We start from the raw sequence: 17,673 nt of genomic DNA on the forward strand, positions 1-17,673 counted from the left end.
CCATAACGTCCCTTCCCGGGGCTCCGCGCGGTGCAGAGTGGTCGCCATGAACCGCTCACCGGGCGCCGCGCGCCCCCTCGGCCGCAGAACCCTGCTCGCCGCGGCGCTCGCCGCCGTCCCCGGCGCGGCGCTGGCGGGATGCGCCTCCGACGCGTCCGGCGACCCCGGGCGGACCGTGCGGTTCCTCGGCCCCGAGACCCCGGAGACGTTCCGGCCGGTCATCCGGGGCTTCGAGAAGGCACACCCGGGGCTGCGGGTCGCGTACACGGCCGTGCCGCCCGCACAGCTCAACGACGTCCTCCAGCTGAGGCTGTCCGCGAAGGACTCGGCCATCGACGTGTACTGCGTCGACCAGCCGCGCGTCCCCGCCCTCAGCGCCCGCGGCTTCCTCACCGACCTGAACGACGTGGCCCGGCGGGCCCGCGCGGCCGTCACGAAGGAGCAGTACGAGATCAGCTCCTGGGACGGCACCCTGCGCTCGCTCCCGGTGTGGACCTCCACCCAGTACCTCTTCTACAACGCGGACCTGCTGAAGAAGGCAGGTGTCGGCGCCCCGTCCGCGGACCCCGCCGAACGCTGGACCTGGGAGAGGATCCTGGACGCCGGGCGCCGTGCCATGAAGCGGACGGGCTGCGAGTACGCCCTGGTCCTGGAGCAGACGGACGCGTACTACGGTCTGCAACCGCTGGTCGAGTCCCTCGGCGGCGGCTCCGGCATCACCGGCGAGGCCATGCTCTCGCCCGCCGTCACGACGGACGGCTGGGCGAAGGCGATGCGCTGGTACCACGACCTGTTCGCGGACGGCCTCTCGCCGCGCGGCGTCACCTCGTTCCAGCTTGCATCCTTCTTCACCACCGGCAAGGTGCCGTTCTTCGTCGGCGGCCCGTGGAACCTGGGCGCCTTCGCCGGACTCAAGGACTTCGCCTGGGGCACCGCGCCGCAGCCGTACTTCGACGGCGGCCGTCCGGTGACACCGACCGACTCCTGGTCCTGGGGCCTCAACCCGTACAGCCACCGCCGGGAAACGGGCCTGAAGTTCATGGAGTACGCCTCGCTGACCACCGGGGGCAGCCTCGCCACCGTCGCCGCGTCCCCGCTGATCCCGGCCCACCGCGCCGCCTTCGACGCCTACGCCGCGCGCCTGGACGAGCAGGCCACGAAGTCCACCGAGGGAGTCGCCACGATCATGCGGCACGAGCTGGAGCACACAGCCGTCAGCCGCCCGCGCTCCATCGGTTACACCCAGTTCGAGACCGTCCTGGCCTCCGCCTTCTCCGACATCCGCAACGGCTCGCCCGCCGAGCCCCGGCTCGCCAGGGCCTCGGACGAACTGGTGCGCACCTGGGAGCGACTGCGATGAAGAGCACCACCCGACCCCCCGACACCCCCGGACCCACCACCGGCCCGAAGCCCGTGATGCGGAGCCGCACCCGCTCCCGCTCCCAGGCCCGCACCGCGCTCGCCTTCCTGGCTCCGGCGCTGCTCGCGCTGCTCGTCCTGCGGCTGCTGCCCGCCGGACTCGCGGTCTTCGACAGCCTGCGCCACCACAGCCTCGTCGACGGCGTCACCCGCTTCGTCGGCCTCGACAACTACGGCGACCTCTTCGGCGACCCGCAGTTCTGGCAGAGCGTGCGCGTCACCCTGCTCTTCAGCGTGATCGTCAACCCGCTCCAGGTGCTGTGCGCGCTCGGCCTCGCCGTCCTGTTCAACCGGCGCTTCGCGGGCGTCCGTTTCTGGCGCTCACTCGTCTTCGCGCCCATCGCGGTGCCACCCGCCGTCTCCGCCGTGATCTTCGGCATCCTGTACCGCCCCGAAGGCCCGCTCAACGCGCTCCTCGGCGCCCTGGGTCTGCCCTCGCAACCGTTCCTCACCAGCCCGGCCCAGGCCCTGTACGCGCTGATCGTGCTGATGAGCTGGGTCGGCGTCGGTTACTGGATGACCTTCCTCATCGCGGGTCTCCAGGACATCCCGCAGGAGACGTACGACGCCGCCGCCATGGACGGCGCGAACGCGTGGCAGCGGTTCGTGCACGTCACGCTGCCCCTGCTGCGCCGACCGCTGGCCTTCGTCCTCGTCGCCGACACCGTCTCCAACTTCCTGGTGTTCGCGCCGGTCCAGCTACTCACCGGCGGCGGCCCCGAGGGCTCCACCAACCTGCTCATGTACGACGTCTTCCGCCGGGCCTACAGCGTCGGCGACATCCACTACGCCCAGGCGGAGGTGGTGCTGCTCGTCGCACTCACCCTGGCCGTCGTCGCCGTCCAGTACCGGCTGATGCAGGGCAAGGGGGAGGAGTAGCCATGACAACGCCGCACCGTTCCGCGGCCCCGGGCCGCCGCCGGCCGGCCCGGCACATGCCGGCGATCGCCGCCGTCGTGATCGGCGTGCTGTTCGCGCTGCCGCTGCTGTGGGTCCTCGCGGGCTCCCTCCGCCCCGGCTCCCGGGTCCTCGGAAGCCTCGACGAGCTGTCCTGGCGCTCCCTGGTCCCCACCGACGCGACGCTGCACAACTACGTCACCCTGTTCCAGGGCGAATTCGGGCGCGCCGTGCTCAACTCGGTGCTGGTCGCGGCCGTCACCGTCGCGCTCGGCCTGCTGGTCTCGGCGAGCGCCGCGTTCGGCCTGTCGGTCTTCGAGTTCCGGGGACGGGGACTCGTGTTCGCCGTGATCCTGCTCAGCTTCATGATCCCGTTCGACGCGATCGCGATCCCGCTGTCGTCCCTGTTCCGCGACTGGGACCTGCAAAACACGTACGCGGGCCTGATCCTGCCCGGCATCGGAAACGGCCTCGCCGTCTTCCTGCTGCGCCAGTTCTTCCTCGCCGTACCGAAGGAACTCGTCGAGGCCGCCCGCATCGACGGCCTGAGCTGGTGGGGCGTGTTCACGCGCATCCACCTGCCGCTGTCGCGGCCCGCCCTGATCGGCGCGGGCCTCACCCTCTTCACCTTCCAGTGGCAGTCGTACATGTGGCCCCTGCTGATCGGCACCGAACCGTCCAAGCAGCTCGGCCCCATCGCGCTCGGCACGCTCCAGGGCCAGATGGTCGTCGACTACGGGCAGGTCTTCGCGGCCGCCGTGGTCCTCACCGTCATCCCGCTGGTCGTCCTGCTGCGCCTGCAGCGCCACTTCACCCAGTCCATCGCGAGCAGCGGCCTCAAGTAACGGCCCCAGTAAGGACCCCACGCATGACCACCCCGCTCCACCACGTCCTCCTCGACACCGACCTCGGCAGCGACGTCGACGACGCCCTCGCGCTCGGCGTGCTGCTCGGCTCGCCCGCCGACGTCCGCGTCGAGGCCGTCACCACCGTCTACGGCGACACGCTGCTGCGTGCCCGCCTCACCCACCGCCTCGCCGCCCTGGCCGGGCACGAGCTGACCGTGGTGCCGGGCGCCGAGCACACCCTCTCGGGAAAGGAGGTGTGGTGGGCGGGACACGAGGGCCGGGCCTTCACGGACCTGGAGACGGAGCCCGTACGCGACGACGTGCCCGCCGACCGCTTCCTCGCCGAGGCCGTCCTCGGCCGCCCCGGCGAGCTCGACGTCATGGGCATCGCCCCGCAGGCCAACCTGGCCCGCGCGCTCGCCCACGCGCCGGACGTCGCCGCGGCCGTCCGGACGCTGTACCTCATGGGCGGCCACTTCGCACCGGACGCCGGGCCCGAGCACAACATCGTCAGTGACATCACCGCCGCCCGCGCCGTCTTCGCCGCCGGCATCCCCACCGTGATCACCGGCATCGAGACCACCCGCCGGGTCCGCATCGGCCGCGACGGCATCGAACGCATCCGTGCCGCCGGTCCCTTCGGTGCCGCTCTCGCCCGCGAGATCGACGCCTGGACCGGTTTCACCGGCGAAGGCTGGAGCGTCCCGCACGACCCGATCACCGCCCTGTCGATGCTCCGCCCCGACCTGTACGACACCGAACCCGGCACGGTCACCGTCGACGACGAGGGCGTCACCACCTTCCACCGCGACGGGTCGGGCCACGTCCGCCTCGTCGTCGACGCCGACCTGGACCAGGTGGCCGAGGAGATCGTCACCCGCATCGAGCGCGCGGGAACCGGGGCCACGGTCCGGTAGCAACACGCTCCCGGCCCGGCCCGGGAACGGTCGGATGCGGGGGAGCGGGCGCGGGGAGCGTCCCGCAGGCCGTACTCCACCGGCCGCCGGTACTCCGCCCGGGCGGGCAGGCACTCGTCATCAGGCGACGGTCAGGACGTCGGGTCGGCGTCCTGACCGTCTTGTGCTTCGTCCTCGGCGGTGTCGGGCTCGTCGACGCGCAGTCAATCAATCTGCTCTCCCCACAAGCGGGGATGGTCCCCCAATGGCACGGCAGAACTCGTGCCGACCCCGCGGGCTTCATCCCCCTGCCTCGGGGGCCCGCAGATCTTCTGGGCCCGGGCGCGTGCGAGGAGCCCTTCCGGTCACCGCTGTCCGGTTCGGGTCCGCCGCACGCTTCACGCGTGAGCGATGAGTTCGGGCAGCGGCTCGGGTCTGCCCTGGCATGACGCGAATCATCGCCGACATCTCGGTCTCCCTCGACGGCTTCGTCACCGGGCCCGACCCCGGCCCGGACAACGGTCTGGGTACCGGTGGCGAGGCCCTGCACAGGTGGGCGTTCTCCGCCGACCCCGCCGACCGCCGGGTCCTGCGCGAGGGGACCGCCCGCTCGGGCGCCGTCGTCCTCGGCCGCCGCCTCTTCGACGTCGTCGACGGGCCGAAGGGCTGGGACGACACGACGGGCTACGGCGCCGGCGAGGTCGGCAGACCCGCGTTCGTCGTCGTGACGAGCTCGACGCCCGAGTCGGTGCGGACAGCCGGCCTCGACTGGACGTTCGTCACGACCGGTCTGCACGACGCCGTCGCCGCCGCGCGGGAGCGGGCCGCGGCGGCGTCGTCGGACAGCGGCACGGACCTCGACGTCATCCTCATGGGTGGCGGCTCCACGATCGGCTCGGCGCTCGAGGCCGGGCTGGTCGACGCGCTGACGCTGCACCTCGCGCCCGTCTTGCTGGGCGCCGGGACACCACTGTTCCCCGGCGAAGCGCCGCGCACGCCGGTGCAGCGGAGCGTGATCCCGACATCGACCGCGACCCACCTGACCTACGACCTCTTCCGGTGAACCGATGACCACTGTCAATGTCAACGAGATCTCTCTGGGCATCGAGTCGTTCGGTGACGACAACGCGCCACTTCTCCTGCTCGCGGGCGGGACGACGATGCTCTCCTGGCCCGACGCGCTCTGTGAGCGCCTCGCCGCGGGCGGACGCCGCGTGGTGCGCTACGACCTGCGCGACAGCGGCGAGTCGTCGACGACGGATCCCCAGGCGCCCGCCTACACCCTGCGCGATCTCGCCGCCGACGCGGCGGCCCTCGCCGACGCGCTCGGCGGGGGACCCGAGCACCTCGCGGGGACCGGCGTCGGCGGGATGGTCGCCCAGGTGGCCGCGCTGGAGCATCCGGACGCGTTCTCGGCGCTCACCCTGGCCGGCACCCGCGCGGTTGCCCCTGGACCGCCCGACGAGGACCTCCCCGACCATGACGAGGCGACGATGAAGCGGCTGTTCGCGCTTCCGATGCCGGATTGGACCGACCGCGAGGCCGTCGCGGAGTTCGCCGCCGACAGCGCGGAGATCCTCGGCGACGACCCTGCCGCAGCGCGCGCCGTCGCCGCGCGTGTCTGGGACCGTACGCCCGGCACCGCGCCCCCGGTCCAGATGGCCAACCAGATGGGCATGGTGTTCTCCAGGCTCGACTGCACACCCCGCTGGCGCGAGCGCCTGCCCGGGATCGACGTCCCCACGCTCGTCGTCCACGGCCGCCGCGACCCGTTCTTCCCCGTCGGCAATGGCGAGGCGATCGCACGCGAGATCCCGGGGGCGCGGCTGCTCGTCCTTGAGGAGGCCGCCACCGCGATCCCCGAAGCGGCGGTCGGTGAGGTCGCCGAGGCGATGCTCGCACTCGGGTAGAGGACGGCAGGTGCTGCTCGCGGCTTCGGCCCCATGCGGCAGGGGCCGCGAGGGTCAGTTCGGCGGCGCCTCGTCCGGCAGGTGGGGCAGGTGGTCCGTGAGGTCGCCCGGTGCCCGGCCGTCGGCCCGTGCGCGGGCCCAGAACAGCAGGGCGACACCGAGCGCGCCGGGGTCGGGGTGACCGACGGCGCGCTCGCCGACGTAGGAGGCACGTCCGCGGCGGGCGCGCAGTGCGGCGGTGGACCGGGCGCCGTCGAGGGCGGCCACGGCCACGTCCCGGGTGTCGGCCCCCGACTGCAGGGCGTCCCGGGCGGGCACGAGGGCGTCGACCATCGTGCGGTCGCCCGGTTCGGCCTCGCCGACGCGCTGGATCGCCGCCAGGCCCTCGCGCACCCCGGTGAGCCACGCGTCCTCGCCCGGAGAGGCCGCGTGCGCCCGGGCCAGCTCCTGGAAGAGCAGGCCGATCAGGGGGCCGCTGGTGCCGCCGACCTCGTCGAGGAACACGGCGGCGGCCACGGTGTAGGGCGGCTCGTCCGGATGGGCGTCGAGGGCGCCGGTGACGCGGTCGAGCCCCTCGCAGAGGTTGTCGCCGAAGTCGCCGTCGCCGGAGAGCTGGTCCAGCGCGGTGAGCGTCTCGTAGGCGGTGTGTGCCGCGTCGGCGTAGGTGCGCAGCACGAGGCTCGGGTCGGTGGTCATCGGACGGCCTCCTGTGCGGGGAAGGCGACGGTGCGGGCGGGCGCGTGCCAGTGGGCGGCCCAGTCGTCGTGCAGGGCGGTCAGGGTGAGGGAGAAGCCGCTCATGTCGAGCGCGGGCACGTAGGAGCCGACCAGGCGGCCGGCCACGTCCAGGCCGCGTTCGCCCAGCAAGCGGGACACCCGGGCATGGACGGCGTACAGCTCCAGCAGTGTGGTGGCCCCGAGGCCGTTGACGAGCAGCAGGACGGACCGGGCCGCGGCGGGCAGCGCCTCGGCGACCTGGTGCGTCATGCGGTCGACGAGCTGCTCGAAGCCGGGATGCTCCACGGTGGTCGCGGCACGCTCGCCGTGGATGCCGACGCCGTACTCCAGCGTGCCCGCCGGCAGCGGGAACGCCTCCCCGCCCCGCGCGGGCGAGGTCTGAGCGCGCCCGGCCACGGCGACGCTGCGGGAGGCGGCGGCGATCCGGGCGCCCAGCTCGGCCAGTTCGTCGAGTCCGGCGCCGGAATCGGCGGCGCCGCCGAGGAGCTTCTCCACGATCACGGTGGCGCCGGTGCCGCGGCGGCCGGTGGCGGTCTCGTCGCTCTCGGTCGCGAGGTCGTCGTCGACCAGGACGCGGGCGACGGGGATGCCGAGGGCCCGCAGGCGTTCGGCGGCGATGCCGAAGTTGATGCGGTCGCCGGTGTAGTTCTTGACGATGTGCAGGACGCCCGCCGGGCCCGCGACGGCCTTGGACGCCTCGTAGATCTGCCGGTTGTGCGGGGAGGCGAAGACACGGCCGGGAGCGGCGGCGTCCAGCATCCCGGCGCCGACGAAACCGGTGTGCAGCGGCTCGTGGCCGGAGCCGCCGCCGGAGACGAGTCCGACACGCCGGGCGGGGTGCCGTTCCCGGGCGGTCACGTAGAGCGGGTCCTCGTGGAGGGTGAGCAGCCCCGGGTGGGCCAGGGCCAGGCCGCTGAGGGCCTCCTCGACGGGCTGTTCGGAGGGAAGGAACAGACGGTTCACGAGACCTGGGTCCTTTCGACGCGGTGGCTGGGGTCCGTTGCGGGAAGGGCGGGGCCGGGTGCCTCGCCCGCCCGCAGGCGGGTGGTGGCCAGACCGGAGAGGACGGCGACCCCGACGCAGTAGGCGATCAGCCACGACCAGTGGCCGCCGGCCACGGACAGCAGGGCGGTGCCGATGAGCGGGGAGAGCCCGCCGCCGAGGGTGGCGCCGATCTGCTGCGTGACGGACAGGCCGGTGTAGCGGACGTTGACCGGGTACAGGTTGGCGAACAGCGCGCCCTGCGCTCCGTACATGGCGGCGTGTCCGACGCCGAGTCCCAGGGTCATGCCGACGGTGTAGCCCCAGAACTGGCCCGTCTCGATCAGGAGGAAGAAGGGCAGGGCGAGGACGGCCTGGAAGGCCGCTCCGAAGATGTACACCCTGCGCCGGCCGACGCGGTCGGAGAGCGCGCCGAAATAGGGGAGCGTGAAGCATTCGACGGCGCAGGCGATGAGTACGGCGAGGAGGACGGGCCCCTTGGCGAGGTCGAGTTCGGTGGTGACATACGTGATGGCCACCACGTAGTAGATGTTGAACAGACCGCTCTCGGCGATCTTGGCCAGCACGGAGAAGACGACGGTGGCCGGCTGTCGGGTGAGGACCTGCTTCACCGGCAGGCTCTGCACCTCGCGGTCCTCGCGCATCTTCACGAACTCGGGGCTCTCGGTGACGTGCAGCCGCATCCAGATGCCGACGCCGACCAGGAGGATGCTGGCGAGGAACGGCAGGCGCCAGGCCCAGGAGTCGTAGGCGCCCGAGGGCAGCGCGGAGTCGAGGAGGGTGACCAGGCCCACCGGGATCAGGACACCGGCCGGGGTGCCGATGTGGACCAGTGAGGTGAAGAAGCCCTGGCGGGAGCGGGGGCTGTACTCCAGGGCCATCAGGACGCCGCCGCCGTACTCGCCGCCCATGCCGAGGCCCTGGACCAGCCGGATCAGGACCAGCAGGACCGGCGCCGCGACGCCGATGCTGTCGTAGGAGGGCAGCAGACCGATCGCGAAGGTGCCGATGCCCATCATGAGCATGGTGATGACCAGGACGTTCTTGCGGCCGAGGCGGTCGCCGAAGTGGCCGAAGAGGATGCCGCCCAGCGGCCGGGCGGCGTACCCGACGAAGTACGTGGCGAAGGCGGCGAGGGTACCCACCAGGGGCGAGGCGTCGGGGAAGAAGATCTTGTCGAAGACCAGTGCTGCGGTGGTCGCGTACAGCGTGAAGTCGTAGTACTCGACGGTGGTTCCCAGGGCGCTGGCCGTGACGACCTTGCGCAGGGAGGTCTCCCGGGAAGCGGGTGTAGCGGCCGGTTGGGGCATGCTCGCTCCATTGCGATGGCGGCTCGGACGACACGACGGGCCTCCCCTCAGTGTGGGGAGAGAGGCCGTGTCCGGAAAGCGGTGGTTCTGCTGAGGCAGGACCACGTGCTAGCATCTGATGCATCAGACATTACATCCGCACCTTGCTTGCGGCAATACCCCGGAGGCGCACGTGAAGGACGTCCAGCTCGGCGGGATGATTTCCACCGTTGTCACGCCGTTCGACGAGAACGACCAGGTCAACCTTGATCTGCTGCGCGGCGAGGTCAAGTTCCTCCTCGACCAGGGTGTGACCGCCATCTGCGCCTGCGGCAGCACCGGCGAGGGTCAGACGCTCTCCCTGGAGGAGAGCGCCGCCATCTGCGCCACCGTCGTCGAGGAGGTCGACGGTCGAGTTCCGGTCATCGGCGGCGTCATCCAGAATTCCACCGCTCAGGCGAAGCGCTACTCCCTCGCCCTGAAGGAAGCCGGCGTCGACGCACTCCAGGTCACCCCGGTGCACTACGTCTTCGCCCCCTCGCCCGAGGAGACCGTCGCCCACTACCGCGAGATCGGCGAGGCCACCGACCTGCCGATCGTGCTGTACAACGTGGTGCCCTGGGCGCTGGTCCCGGTGGACACCATCGAGCTGCTGCGCGACGTCCCGCAGGTCACCGCCGTCAAGCAGTCCGGCGGCGACATCCACCTCCTCGCCGACCTGCTGCACCGCATGCGCGACCGGTTCACCGTGCTCGCCGCCCTCGACGACCTGCACTACCCGGCGTTCGTCATGGGCGCCCACGGCGCCCTCGCCGCCATCCCCACCGTCACGCCGCGCCTCAGCGTCGAGCTGTGGGACGCCGTCCAGGCGGGCGACCACGCCAAGGCGCTGGAGCTGCACGAGCGGATCCTCACCGTCTGGCGGGCGATCGACGCCCCGAACCTGCCCGCCACCATCAAGGCCGCCCTGGAGCTCCAGGGCCGCTCGGCCGGTCTGCCGCGCCGCCCGTTCCGGCCCGCCACGGACGCCGAGCGCGCGCGCATCCGCACCGCCCTGGAAGCCGCTAGGCTGATCTGACCGATCCCATCTGATCGATCAGATGCTGTGTGCCACCGGCGCCGGTGCCGCGTCCCGGCCGGCGCCGGAGCGACTGTCGGAGCAAGCAACCGTTGGAGAAGAAGGGCGATCATGGCCACCCCCTCCGTCCGTAGCCGCAGCGGCGCCACGCCCCTGGTGGTGGAGTCGATCTCCGAGCAGCTCTACACGATCCTGTGCGAGCGGATCACGACCGGTGTGTACGCGCCCGGCTCCCGGATGGACCCCCAGGCCATCGCGAAGGAGTTCGGCGTCTCCCGCACCCCGGTCCGCGACACGCTCGTACGCCTGGAGCACGACCGCCTCGTGGAAACCCGCCCCCGCTCCGGCACCTTCGTCACCCGCCCCTCGCGCCAGGACGTCCACGAGGTGTGCCAGCTCCGCAAGGGCCTGGAGTGGCTGGCCACCGGCGTCGCCGCCCGGACGATGCCCCTGGAACAGATCACCGACCTGCGCGAAGAGGCCGTCGCCGCGCTGCGCGCCGCCGAGCGCGGGGACTACGAGCCGTTCTTCGCGAGCGACACCCGCATCCACCACGAGATCATCGCGCACACCGACAACAGCCGCCTGATCGCGGCCCGCGAGTCGGTCGAGCCGTTCGTCTACTGGCTGCGGGTCCTCGGCGCCACCGGCCCGCACCGCCTCGCGGGCTCCACCCGGCGCCACCTCGAAATCCTGGACGCCATGGCCGCCCGCGACATCGCGGCCGCCCAGGAGGCCGCCGCCGTCCACCTCGCCGAGGTCGAGGAATGGACGCTGGCCGACATGGCGTCCCACGACATCGTCACCTGACCCGACGACACACCGACATGCCGACGGGTCGGCGGTCGACGGACCGCCACGTCGACCCGTCGACCCGTCGACCGTTACGAGGTCCCTTCATGAGCACCACCCTGCCCTCAACCGCCCCGTCCCTGGACACGGTCCTGGCCCAGGCGTCCGCCGCCGCCGGCCCCGCCCGCACCGTGCCGCCCGCGGACCGCGCCCGCCTGCTGACCGCAGTCGCCGACGCGCTCGACGCCGCCGCAGACACCCTCGTCCCCGTCGCCCAACGGGAATCGCACCTGCCCGAGGCACGCCTCAGCGGTGAACTCGCCCGCACCACCTTCCAGTGCCGGCTCTTCGCCGAGCGCCTCGCCACCGGCGCCCTGGACGACGTCCGCGTCGACCACGCCGACCCGGACTGGCCGATGGGAGTCCGTCCCGACATCCGCCGCACCACCGTGCCGCTCGGCCCCGTCCTGGTCTTCGCCGCGAGCAACTTCCCCTTCGCCTTCAGTGTGCTGGGCGGCGACACCGTCAGCGCCCTCGCGGCCGGCTGCCCCGTCGTCGTCAAGGCCCACCCCGGCCACCCCGAACTCTCCCGGCTCACCGCGTCCGTCGCCACGGCGGCCCTGGACGCCGCCGGAGCACCTGCCCACCTGCTCCAGCTCGTCGAGGGCGAGCGCGAGGGCGCCGACGCCGTACGGGACCCCCGCATCAAGGCCGTCGGCTTCACCGGCTCCACGCGCGGCGGCCGGCACCTCTTCCAACTCGCCGCCGGGCGCCCCGACCCCATCCCGTTCTACGGCGAACTCGGTTCGACCAACCCGGTGGTCGTCACCCCGGCGGGCTGGTCCGACCGCGCCGAGGACATCGCCACCGGCTTCGCCGCCTCCTTCACTCTCGGATCCGGCCAGTTCTGCACCCAGCCCGGCGTCGTCTTCGTCCCCGACGCCGACGCCTTCCTCGCGGCCCTGCCGCCCCTGACGGCCGGCCCCATGCTCGGCGACCGCATCGCCGCGGCCTACGCGACCGCGCTCGACGACCTCGCCGCCCGCGACGGAGTGACCGTGGCCCGGCGCACCGGCCGGGGTGCGGACCTGCCGGAGATCGCGCTCCTGCGCACCACCACCGAGGCGGTCCGTGCGGACCCGTCGCTCATCTCCACGGAGGTCTTCGGCCCCGCCGCGCTCCTCGTGGAGTACGGCCGTCCGGAGGAGGTGGAGACGGTCCTCGCCGACTTCGGCGGTGCCCTGACCGGCACCGTCCAGGGCGGTCACGTACTCGACGAGGACGGCCGGCGCCTGCTCGACGTCCTGGCCGGGCACGTCGGACGCGTCATCTGGAACGAGTGGCCCACAGGAGTCACCGTCACCGACGCCCAGCACCACGGCGGTCCCTGGCCCGCGTCCACCGCCCCCACCACCACCTCGGTCGGCACGGCGGCGGTGAACCGCTTCCGCCGCCCGGTGGCCTACCAGAACGTCCCGCAGCAGGCCCTGCCGGCGGAGATCCGGGACCGGTAGGCCAGGGGGGCGGTGTCGCGGCTCGATGGTGGGCGCCGTGGCTGGGCGCGAAGACGCGGTGTCAGTACTGGTCGGTCTGTGCGGCGGCCTCCTCCAGGTCGGCGACGGTCCCCGACATGATCGTCCGTACGTGTCTGGTGATGTGCCGCACGGGCCAGTCCCACCACGCCACTGCGAGAAGCCGGGCGATGTCGTCGGCGTCGTAGCGGGTGCGGATGAGCCGGGCGGGGTTGCCACCGACGATCGCGTAGTCGGGGACGTCGCCGGTGACCACGGCGCCGGCGGCGACGACCGCGCCGTGACCGATGCGCGCACCGGGCATGACCGTGGCGCCGTGGCCGAACCACACGTCGTTGCCGACGACCGTGTCGCCCCGGCCGGGCAGGTCGGTGATCAGATCGAAGTGCTCCGTCCAGGAGCCCCCCATCGTGGGAAACGGGAACGTGGACGGGCCGTCCATGCGGTGGTTGGCACCGTTCATGATGAACCGGGTGCCCGTCCCCAACGCGCAGTACTTGCCGATGACCAGCCGCTCGGGACCGTAGTGGTAGAGAACATTGCGCGTCTCGAATGCGGTCGGGTCGTCCGGATCGTCGTAGTAGGTGAAGTCACCGACCTCGATCAACGGCGACGTCACCAGCGGCTTGAGCAGAACCACGCGCGGGTGCTCGGGCATCGGGTGGAGCACGGTGGGGTCGGCGGGGACGAGCTGCATCGCGGAGGCGGTTCCTCTCTGGCGGGACCTAGTGCGACGACTGTCGCGTTAAGATGCTGGCACGGCCCTGCCGCCTTGATCAACCGGATACTGATTGCCGATGACAGACCCACTGGACACGACGTCGGACCGCCGTCCGGGCGGTCGCACCGCCCGGATCCGCGCCCAGGTTCTGGATGCAGTACGAGCCGAACTCGCTGAACGCGGTCACGAAGGACTCACGATGGAGGGCGTCGCGACGCGGGCCGGGGTGCACCGGGCCACGGTCTACCGGCGGTGGCGCGACGTCGGCGGCCTCCTCGTCGACGTCATCGACGCCGCCGGGGAAGTCGACTGGCAGCCGCCGGACACCGGCTCCCTGCGCGGCGATCTGACAGCCCTCAATCGGGAGATCCAGGAATCGCTGGTCGTACAGCCGTCGCTCGCCCTCGCCCTGATGGCCGCCTCGTTCCACTCCGAACAGGCCTCGCGGGCCCAGACACGGCTGTGGGCGGACCGGTACGCCCAGTGCGAGATCCTCGTCGAGCACGCCGTCGAGCGAGGCGAACTCCCCGCGCAGCACACGGACGCGCGGAGCCTGTTGATCGCCGCCACGGCGCCGCTCTACCACCGGCTCGTGCTCCTGCGTGACACTCCGGACCCGGAACTCCCGGAACGGGCCGCGGAGGCGGCCGTCCTGGCCGCTGCCGCGGGCGCCTTCCGCGTCCGTCGGGAAGAGGGCGCGTAGCGGATCCCGGGGTGGAAGGCCGGACGACGACGGCCGGCCGGAGATCCGGCCCGCGTCCTACGGGGGCCGCATGGCCAAGAACGGGTGCCCCGGCTTATGCCCGCGGCGGTGACGTGAGTTGTCGGCAGATCATCCGGTGGGCAAGTCGTGCCGTCGCGAGCAGGTCCTCGCGAGGCGTGTCGCCGTTGGATCGCACCGACAAGCCGTGCCAGACGGATTGGACGAGCCCGGTCAGGGCTGCTGGGTCGGTGCCCGCGGCCAGTTGCCCGTCCCGGACCGCGCGTTCGATGCGCCCGAAGAGCGCCTGCTCGTTCGAGCGGTGCAGTTCGGCGATGTAGGCGCTGGTGTCGAGCGTGCTCGTGCTGTCGGTCATCACGGCGCTGCTGATGAGGCATCCGGGATGCGTGTCGCTCGGCTGGGTGAACTCGTGGACCGAGTCGAGGAGGACGCGTTCGACGACCGTCGGGATGTCCTTCTCGCCGACGGCTTGCTGGTAGATCTCGCGGTAGCGCTCGGCGTAGGTCCGCACCGCTTCCTCGAACAGCCCGGCCTTGCTGCCGAAGGCGGCATAGAGGCTGGAGGTGGAAAGCCCGAGGGCCGCGGTCAGGGCGCGGGTCGAGGTGCCGGAGTAGCCGCGTCGCCAGAAGAGGCGAGCCGCGTCAAGGACCGCACGGTCACGGTCGAAGGTGCGGGGGCGTCCACGGGTGCGTTCGGTCACCCTTGCATTGTAGATCGTTCGCTCCATAATGGTTTTATGGAGCGAACGATTCAGAAGAAGCTGCCGGTGGGCGGGGAGAGCTGGGTCACGGTCGATGTCTACGGCGAGCCGGGCGCCCCGGGCCTCGTCGTCGTCCCGGGCGTGATGAGTGACGCGCATTCATGGCGCCGTGTCGCGGGCGCCGTCGACGCCTGGCCCTCAGTGGTGGTCGTCAACCGTCGGGGGCGTGCTCCCTCGGGTCCGTTGACCGACTCGTACTCACTGCGGACCGAGGTCGAGGACCTCGGCGTGGTCCTCGACGAGTTCGACGGCACGAGGTCCCTCTTCGGCTGGAGCTACGGCGGCTTGATCACCTTGCTGGCCGCCAACGATCGCCCGGTTCCCCAGGTGATCGCCTACGAGCCGGTGATGCGGCCGTTCGGGAGCCATGCACTGCCGGACCTGAAGACGGCAGAGGGGGCCGCAGACTGGGATCGCTGCGTCGAGATCGTCAATCGGCAGATCTCCGGATTCTCCGCCGCGCATGTCGAGGACCTCCGGGCCGATCGTCGCGGTTGGGCGGTCCTGCGTCGCCTGAGCGGACCGCTGTACGCCGAACTCGGCGCCCTCAACACGGCGCCGCCGCCGGACGTGATGGCGCGACAGGCGGATCAGGTCGACCTGATCATCGGCCAGTGCAACCGCGGAACAGCCCCCTACGGAACGTCGTTCGACGACGTGCGGCAGCACATCGCTCACGCGGCAGTCCACGAGCTCCCCGGTCAGGGCCACTTGGCCCACCTTCAGGCGCCGGCAGAGCTTGGAGACCTGCTCAACAAGCTCGCCGCCGTCTGAGGGGCAAGGGGCACCCATGCCAACGCGCCCCCGCCGGCTCGGGCTGCGCGGACTGCGTCGCCCCGGGGCGTCAGCGCCCCGGGGCCCGGGAATCACCGCTGGGGCGGGACGAGCCGCTCCCGCAGTGTCGTGAGCTGGTGGGAGTGCTCGACGGCGCGTGTCTCGTCCAGGGTGGTCATGGCCAGCAGCAGGGCGTCGGCGACCAGGAGCCCGGTCAGGGACTCGTTGGTGTTGCCGGTGGGGGTGTGCGGCGCGGTGAGTACGGCGTCGACTCGGTCGCCGAAGGTCTCACCGAGCTCGTCGGTGATCAGGACGATGGCGGCTCCCACCGCTCGCGCCCGTTCCACCAGCACGGTCAGTTCGTGCAGGTGCCTGGCCGGCTGGAAGGCGACCACCGCGTCACCCCGCGACAGCGGCAGCAGATCGTCGGCGAAGGCGAACCCGGTGGCCCCGCTGAACCGGGAGCGGCGCCCCAGCCGGCCCAGGGACAGGGCGAGGTGGCGGGCCCCGAACTCGCACGCGGCGACGCCGTAGCAGAGGACCTCACGGGCCGAGGCCAGTGCTTCGACGGCCCGTTCGAAGGTCTTCGTGCCGGTCAGACGCCTGGCCTGCTCGATGCGCTCCTGCGCCTCGTCGAACACGTCGCCCCAGATGCTCTCCAGGTCCTGGCCCACGTGGGAGATGCGCTGCTTGAGCCGGACCTCGGGCGCCTGTGAGGCGGTGAAGTCCGCGGCCAGCTCCCTCTTGAGGGCCGGGAGCCCGGCGTACCCCAGGTGCTGCAGGGCGCGGACGACGGTGGCGTTGCTGGTGCCGCTGGCGGTGCCCAACTGCTGGGCACTGGCGAACATGATGTGCTCCGCGGGCGCACTCGCGAGGTACTGGGCGACGGTGCGCTCGGACGCGGAGAGTTCCTCCCACAGATCTCGGATCGCGGTCCGCAGGCGGGCCAGCCCGCCCGGACCCACACTGCCGGCTTCTGGAACATCCATTACGCCTCTTGACTTACTCGGTTTCCTGGTTACGCTCTGAGCAACTTGTTCCAATGATGTTCATCTTTGGAATGGATGTTACAGCACCGTTGCCTCCCGAGGAGTCCTGTCATGCCCCACGCCCTGCCGGTCATAGAGATCTCCGGAACACCGGCGGAACGCGGACGGCAGTACGGCGAAGCGGTGCGCTCCCGCATCGGGGAGGCCGTCGGTTACTACGCCGAAGCCTTCGGCGAGGCGTCCGGCCTGACCTGGGAGCAGGTCACGGCCCGCGCCCGGCTCTGGCTGGAGCCGGTGCGCGACCACGCCCCGGAACTGGTCGAGGAGATGCAGGGGATAGCCGACGGAGCGGGCGTGGGTCTGCTCGACGTACTGGCGCTCAACGCCCGCGGCGAGGTCATCTACGACTCCACCTTCAACCGGCTCTCCGAGGACGAGGAGGCCGCCGAGGGCTGCACCTCCTTCGCGGCCTACGGACCGGCGAGCGGCGACGGCCATGTGTGGGCCGGGCAGAACTGGGACTGGCGGGCCGCGGTGGCCGGCACCGTGGTGATGCTGCGCGTCGTCCAGCCCCCGAAGCCGACCCTCGTCATGCAGGTCGAGGCCGGTCAGATCGGCCGCCAGGGCGCGAACTCGGCCGGCATCGCGCTCAACGCCAACGGACTGGGCGGACGTTTCGACGACACCCTCGGTCTGCCGCAGACAGTGATCCGCCGCAGCGTGCTGGACCAGTCCAACATCAGCGACGCCCTGCGCGTGCTGAGCCGGACCCGTGCCCACATCGCCGGGAACGCGCTGCTCACCTGCCGGGAAGGCTTCGCCATCGACATGGAGACCACCCCGGCCGGACACCGCTGGATGTACCCCACCGACGGTCTGCTGGTGCACGGCAACCACTACCAGGCCGGCATCCCCGCCGCCCTCGCCGCCGACTACCGGCCGCTGGCCGCCGACTCCCTGGTCCGAGTGCCCCGCGCCGAACAGGGCCTGCGGCGGCTGCGCGACTCCACAGGCCCCGACGAGTCCCGCAAGACCATCCAGAGCGCCATGTCGGACCACCTCGGCTTCCCCGAGTCCCTGTGCACCCACCCCGACCCGCGCAGGTCTCCCGTACGGCAGTGGCAGACACTCGTCTCGTCCTGCGTCGACCTGACCTCCGGCGACTACCACGCCACCGCCGGCACCCCCTGCGACCGCGACTACCAGCACCTGCCCTGGAACCTCTACGACGGCCCCCACGCCCCCCGCTAGGCCGGCCGAAGGCCGCCAGGGACCCCGCCCCCACAGAAACGAGCAGTCTCCGCACCA

At 71.8% G+C, this 17,673-nt stretch carries 18 protein-coding genes; 12 read left to right on the forward strand and 6 right to left on the reverse strand.

Annotated features, from left to right (window positions below; translation table 11 throughout):
* Window positions 1-46 precede the first annotated feature (46 nt).
* The 6 genes from IG88_RS0109275 (at window position 47) to IG88_RS0109300 (ending at window position 5,970) form a co-directional block, all read left to right on the forward strand.
* Window positions 47-1,360 carry an ABC transporter substrate-binding protein gene (locus IG88_RS0109275; protein ID WP_158853862.1) on the forward strand — a complete coding sequence of 438 codons (1,314 nt, stop codon included), beginning with the start codon at window positions 47-49 and terminating at the stop codon, window positions 1,358-1,360.
* The gene (locus IG88_RS0109280) at window positions 1,357-2,298 is read left to right on the forward strand and encodes a carbohydrate ABC transporter permease (RefSeq protein WP_051851846.1); all 942 of its coding nucleotides are present in this window, start codon (window positions 1,357-1,359) and stop codon (window positions 2,296-2,298) included. Before IG88_RS0109275 ends, IG88_RS0109280 begins: the two co-directional genes overlap by 4 nt.
* A 2-nt stretch (window positions 2,299-2,300) precedes the next feature.
* On the forward strand, window positions 2,301-3,161 hold the full coding sequence (locus IG88_RS0109285; protein ID WP_051851847.1) for a carbohydrate ABC transporter permease: 861 nt from the start codon (window positions 2,301-2,303) through the stop codon (window positions 3,159-3,161).
* Window positions 3,162-3,184: 23 nt separating this feature from the next.
* The gene (locus tag IG88_RS0109290) at window positions 3,185-4,081 is read left to right on the forward strand and encodes a nucleoside hydrolase (RefSeq protein WP_031037303.1); all 897 of its coding nucleotides are present in this window, start codon (window positions 3,185-3,187) and stop codon (window positions 4,079-4,081) included.
* Window positions 4,082-4,505: 424 nt separating this feature from the next.
* Window positions 4,506-5,123, forward strand: coding sequence for a dihydrofolate reductase family protein (locus IG88_RS0109295; protein WP_031037306.1), 618 nt, complete (start codon window positions 4,506-4,508; stop codon window positions 5,121-5,123).
* A gap of 4 nt (window positions 5,124-5,127) precedes the next feature.
* Window positions 5,128-5,970 (forward strand): alpha/beta fold hydrolase, encoded by an 843-nt coding sequence (locus IG88_RS0109300; protein WP_031037311.1) that lies wholly within the window; start codon window positions 5,128-5,130, stop codon window positions 5,968-5,970.
* 54 nt (window positions 5,971-6,024) lie between these two features.
* On the opposite strand, the gene IG88_RS0109305 is transcribed toward IG88_RS0109300, so the two are convergent.
* The 3 genes from IG88_RS0109305 to IG88_RS0109315 are packed head-to-tail and all read right to left on the reverse strand — an operon-like array spanning window position 6,025 to window position 9,019.
* Entirely contained in the window at window positions 6,025-6,666 is a 642-nt protein-coding gene (locus tag IG88_RS0109305) for a DAK2 domain-containing protein (protein ID WP_031037314.1), read from the reverse strand.
* On the reverse strand, window positions 6,663-7,670 hold the full coding sequence (locus IG88_RS0109310; RefSeq protein WP_031037316.1) for a dihydroxyacetone kinase subunit DhaK: 1,008 nt from the start codon (window positions 7,668-7,670) through the stop codon (window positions 6,663-6,665). Before IG88_RS0109310 ends, IG88_RS0109305 begins: the two co-directional genes overlap by 4 nt.
* Window positions 7,667-9,019: an MFS transporter gene (locus IG88_RS0109315; protein ID WP_031037319.1), complete on the reverse strand. Its 1,353-nt coding sequence runs from the start codon at window positions 9,017-9,019 to the stop codon at window positions 7,667-7,669. The genes IG88_RS0109310 and IG88_RS0109315 overlap by 4 nt, the downstream gene beginning before the upstream one ends.
* A 196-nt stretch (window positions 9,020-9,215) precedes the next feature.
* On the opposite strand from IG88_RS0109315, the gene IG88_RS0109320 reads away from it, so the two are divergent.
* From IG88_RS0109320 to IG88_RS0109330, 3 genes are all read left to right on the forward strand, one after another.
* Complete coding sequence (locus IG88_RS0109320; protein WP_234332088.1) at window positions 9,216-10,076, forward strand: dihydrodipicolinate synthase family protein; 861 nt, start codon at window positions 9,216-9,218, stop codon at window positions 10,074-10,076.
* Between the two features lie 111 nt (window positions 10,077-10,187).
* Window positions 10,188-10,886 carry a GntR family transcriptional regulator gene (locus tag IG88_RS0109325; protein ID WP_051851848.1) on the forward strand — a complete coding sequence of 233 codons (699 nt, stop codon included), beginning with the start codon at window positions 10,188-10,190 and terminating at the stop codon, window positions 10,884-10,886.
* An 89-nt stretch (window positions 10,887-10,975) separates the two neighbouring features.
* Window positions 10,976-12,382, forward strand: a complete 1,407-nt coding sequence (locus IG88_RS0109330) for an aldehyde dehydrogenase (NADP(+)) (RefSeq protein ID WP_031037328.1) — start codon at window positions 10,976-10,978, stop codon at window positions 12,380-12,382.
* Window positions 12,383-12,443: 61 nt separating this feature from the next.
* On the opposite strand, the gene IG88_RS0109335 is transcribed toward IG88_RS0109330, so the two are convergent.
* Window positions 12,444-13,097, reverse strand: a complete 654-nt coding sequence (locus IG88_RS0109335) for a CatB-related O-acetyltransferase (protein ID WP_031037331.1) — start codon at window positions 13,095-13,097, stop codon at window positions 12,444-12,446.
* Between the two features lie 100 nt (window positions 13,098-13,197).
* Here IG88_RS0109335 and IG88_RS0109340 point away from each other — a divergent pair, with 100 nt between their 5' ends.
* On the forward strand, window positions 13,198-13,824 hold the full coding sequence (locus IG88_RS0109340; protein WP_031037334.1) for a TetR/AcrR family transcriptional regulator: 627 nt from the start codon (window positions 13,198-13,200) through the stop codon (window positions 13,822-13,824).
* Between the two features lie 94 nt (window positions 13,825-13,918).
* On the opposite strand, the gene IG88_RS0109345 is transcribed toward IG88_RS0109340, so the two are convergent.
* Window positions 13,919-14,542 (reverse strand): TetR/AcrR family transcriptional regulator, encoded by a 624-nt coding sequence (locus tag IG88_RS0109345; protein ID WP_031037336.1) that lies wholly within the window; start codon window positions 14,540-14,542, stop codon window positions 13,919-13,921.
* 36 nt (window positions 14,543-14,578) lie between these two features.
* Here IG88_RS0109345 and IG88_RS0109350 point away from each other — a divergent pair, with 36 nt between their 5' ends.
* Complete coding sequence (locus IG88_RS0109350) at window positions 14,579-15,376, forward strand: alpha/beta fold hydrolase (protein ID WP_031037339.1); 798 nt, start codon at window positions 14,579-14,581, stop codon at window positions 15,374-15,376.
* 92 nt (window positions 15,377-15,468) lie between these two features.
* On the opposite strand, the gene IG88_RS0109355 is transcribed toward IG88_RS0109350, so the two are convergent.
* Entirely contained in the window at window positions 15,469-16,365 is an 897-nt protein-coding gene (locus IG88_RS0109355) for a MurR/RpiR family transcriptional regulator (protein WP_031037341.1), read from the reverse strand.
* A gap of 111 nt (window positions 16,366-16,476) precedes the next feature.
* Between IG88_RS0109355 and IG88_RS0109360 the strand changes: the two genes are divergently transcribed.
* Window positions 16,477-17,616 carry a C45 family autoproteolytic acyltransferase/hydolase gene (locus IG88_RS0109360; protein ID WP_031037344.1) on the forward strand — a complete coding sequence of 380 codons (1,140 nt, stop codon included), beginning with the start codon at window positions 16,477-16,479 and terminating at the stop codon, window positions 17,614-17,616.
* Window positions 17,617-17,673 lie beyond the last annotated feature (57 nt).

The organism is Streptomyces sp. NRRL F-5650 (assembly GCF_000721365.1).
Classification (GTDB): Bacteria; Actinomycetota; Actinomycetes; order Streptomycetales; family Streptomycetaceae; genus Streptomyces; species Streptomyces ardesiacus.

Coding starts and splice junctions, on each gene's coding strand:
- IG88_RS0109275 (WP_158853862.1), top strand. CDS start 47: ATGAACCGCTCACCGGGCGCCGCGCGCCCCCTCGGCCGCAGAACCCTG.
- IG88_RS0109280 (WP_051851846.1), top strand. CDS start 1,357: ATGAAGAGCACCACCCGACCCCCCGACACCCCCGGACCCACCACCGGC.
- IG88_RS0109285 (WP_051851847.1), top strand. CDS start 2,301: ATGACAACGCCGCACCGTTCCGCGGCCCCGGGCCGCCGCCGGCCGGCC.
- IG88_RS0109290 (WP_031037303.1), top strand. CDS start 3,185: ATGACCACCCCGCTCCACCACGTCCTCCTCGACACCGACCTCGGCAGC.
- IG88_RS0109295 (WP_031037306.1), top strand. CDS start 4,506: ATGACGCGAATCATCGCCGACATCTCGGTCTCCCTCGACGGCTTCGTC.
- IG88_RS0109300 (WP_031037311.1), top strand. CDS start 5,128: ATGACCACTGTCAATGTCAACGAGATCTCTCTGGGCATCGAGTCGTTC.
- IG88_RS0109305 (WP_031037314.1), bottom strand. CDS start 6,666: ATGACCACCGACCCGAGCCTCGTGCTGCGCACCTACGCCGACGCGGCA.
- IG88_RS0109315 (WP_031037319.1), bottom strand. CDS start 9,019: ATGCCCCAACCGGCCGCTACACCCGCTTCCCGGGAGACCTCCCTGCGC.
- IG88_RS0109320 (WP_234332088.1), top strand. CDS start 9,216: ATGATTTCCACCGTTGTCACGCCGTTCGACGAGAACGACCAGGTCAAC.
- IG88_RS0109325 (WP_051851848.1), top strand. CDS start 10,188: ATGGCCACCCCCTCCGTCCGTAGCCGCAGCGGCGCCACGCCCCTGGTG.
- IG88_RS0109330 (WP_031037328.1), top strand. CDS start 10,976: ATGAGCACCACCCTGCCCTCAACCGCCCCGTCCCTGGACACGGTCCTG.
- IG88_RS0109335 (WP_031037331.1), bottom strand. CDS start 13,097: ATGCAGCTCGTCCCCGCCGACCCCACCGTGCTCCACCCGATGCCCGAG.
- IG88_RS0109340 (WP_031037334.1), top strand. CDS start 13,198: ATGACAGACCCACTGGACACGACGTCGGACCGCCGTCCGGGCGGTCGC.
- IG88_RS0109350 (WP_031037339.1), top strand. CDS start 14,579: ATGGAGCGAACGATTCAGAAGAAGCTGCCGGTGGGCGGGGAGAGCTGG.
- IG88_RS0109355 (WP_031037341.1), bottom strand. CDS start 16,365: ATGGATGTTCCAGAAGCCGGCAGTGTGGGTCCGGGCGGGCTGGCCCGC.
- IG88_RS0109360 (WP_031037344.1), top strand. CDS start 16,477: ATGCCCCACGCCCTGCCGGTCATAGAGATCTCCGGAACACCGGCGGAA.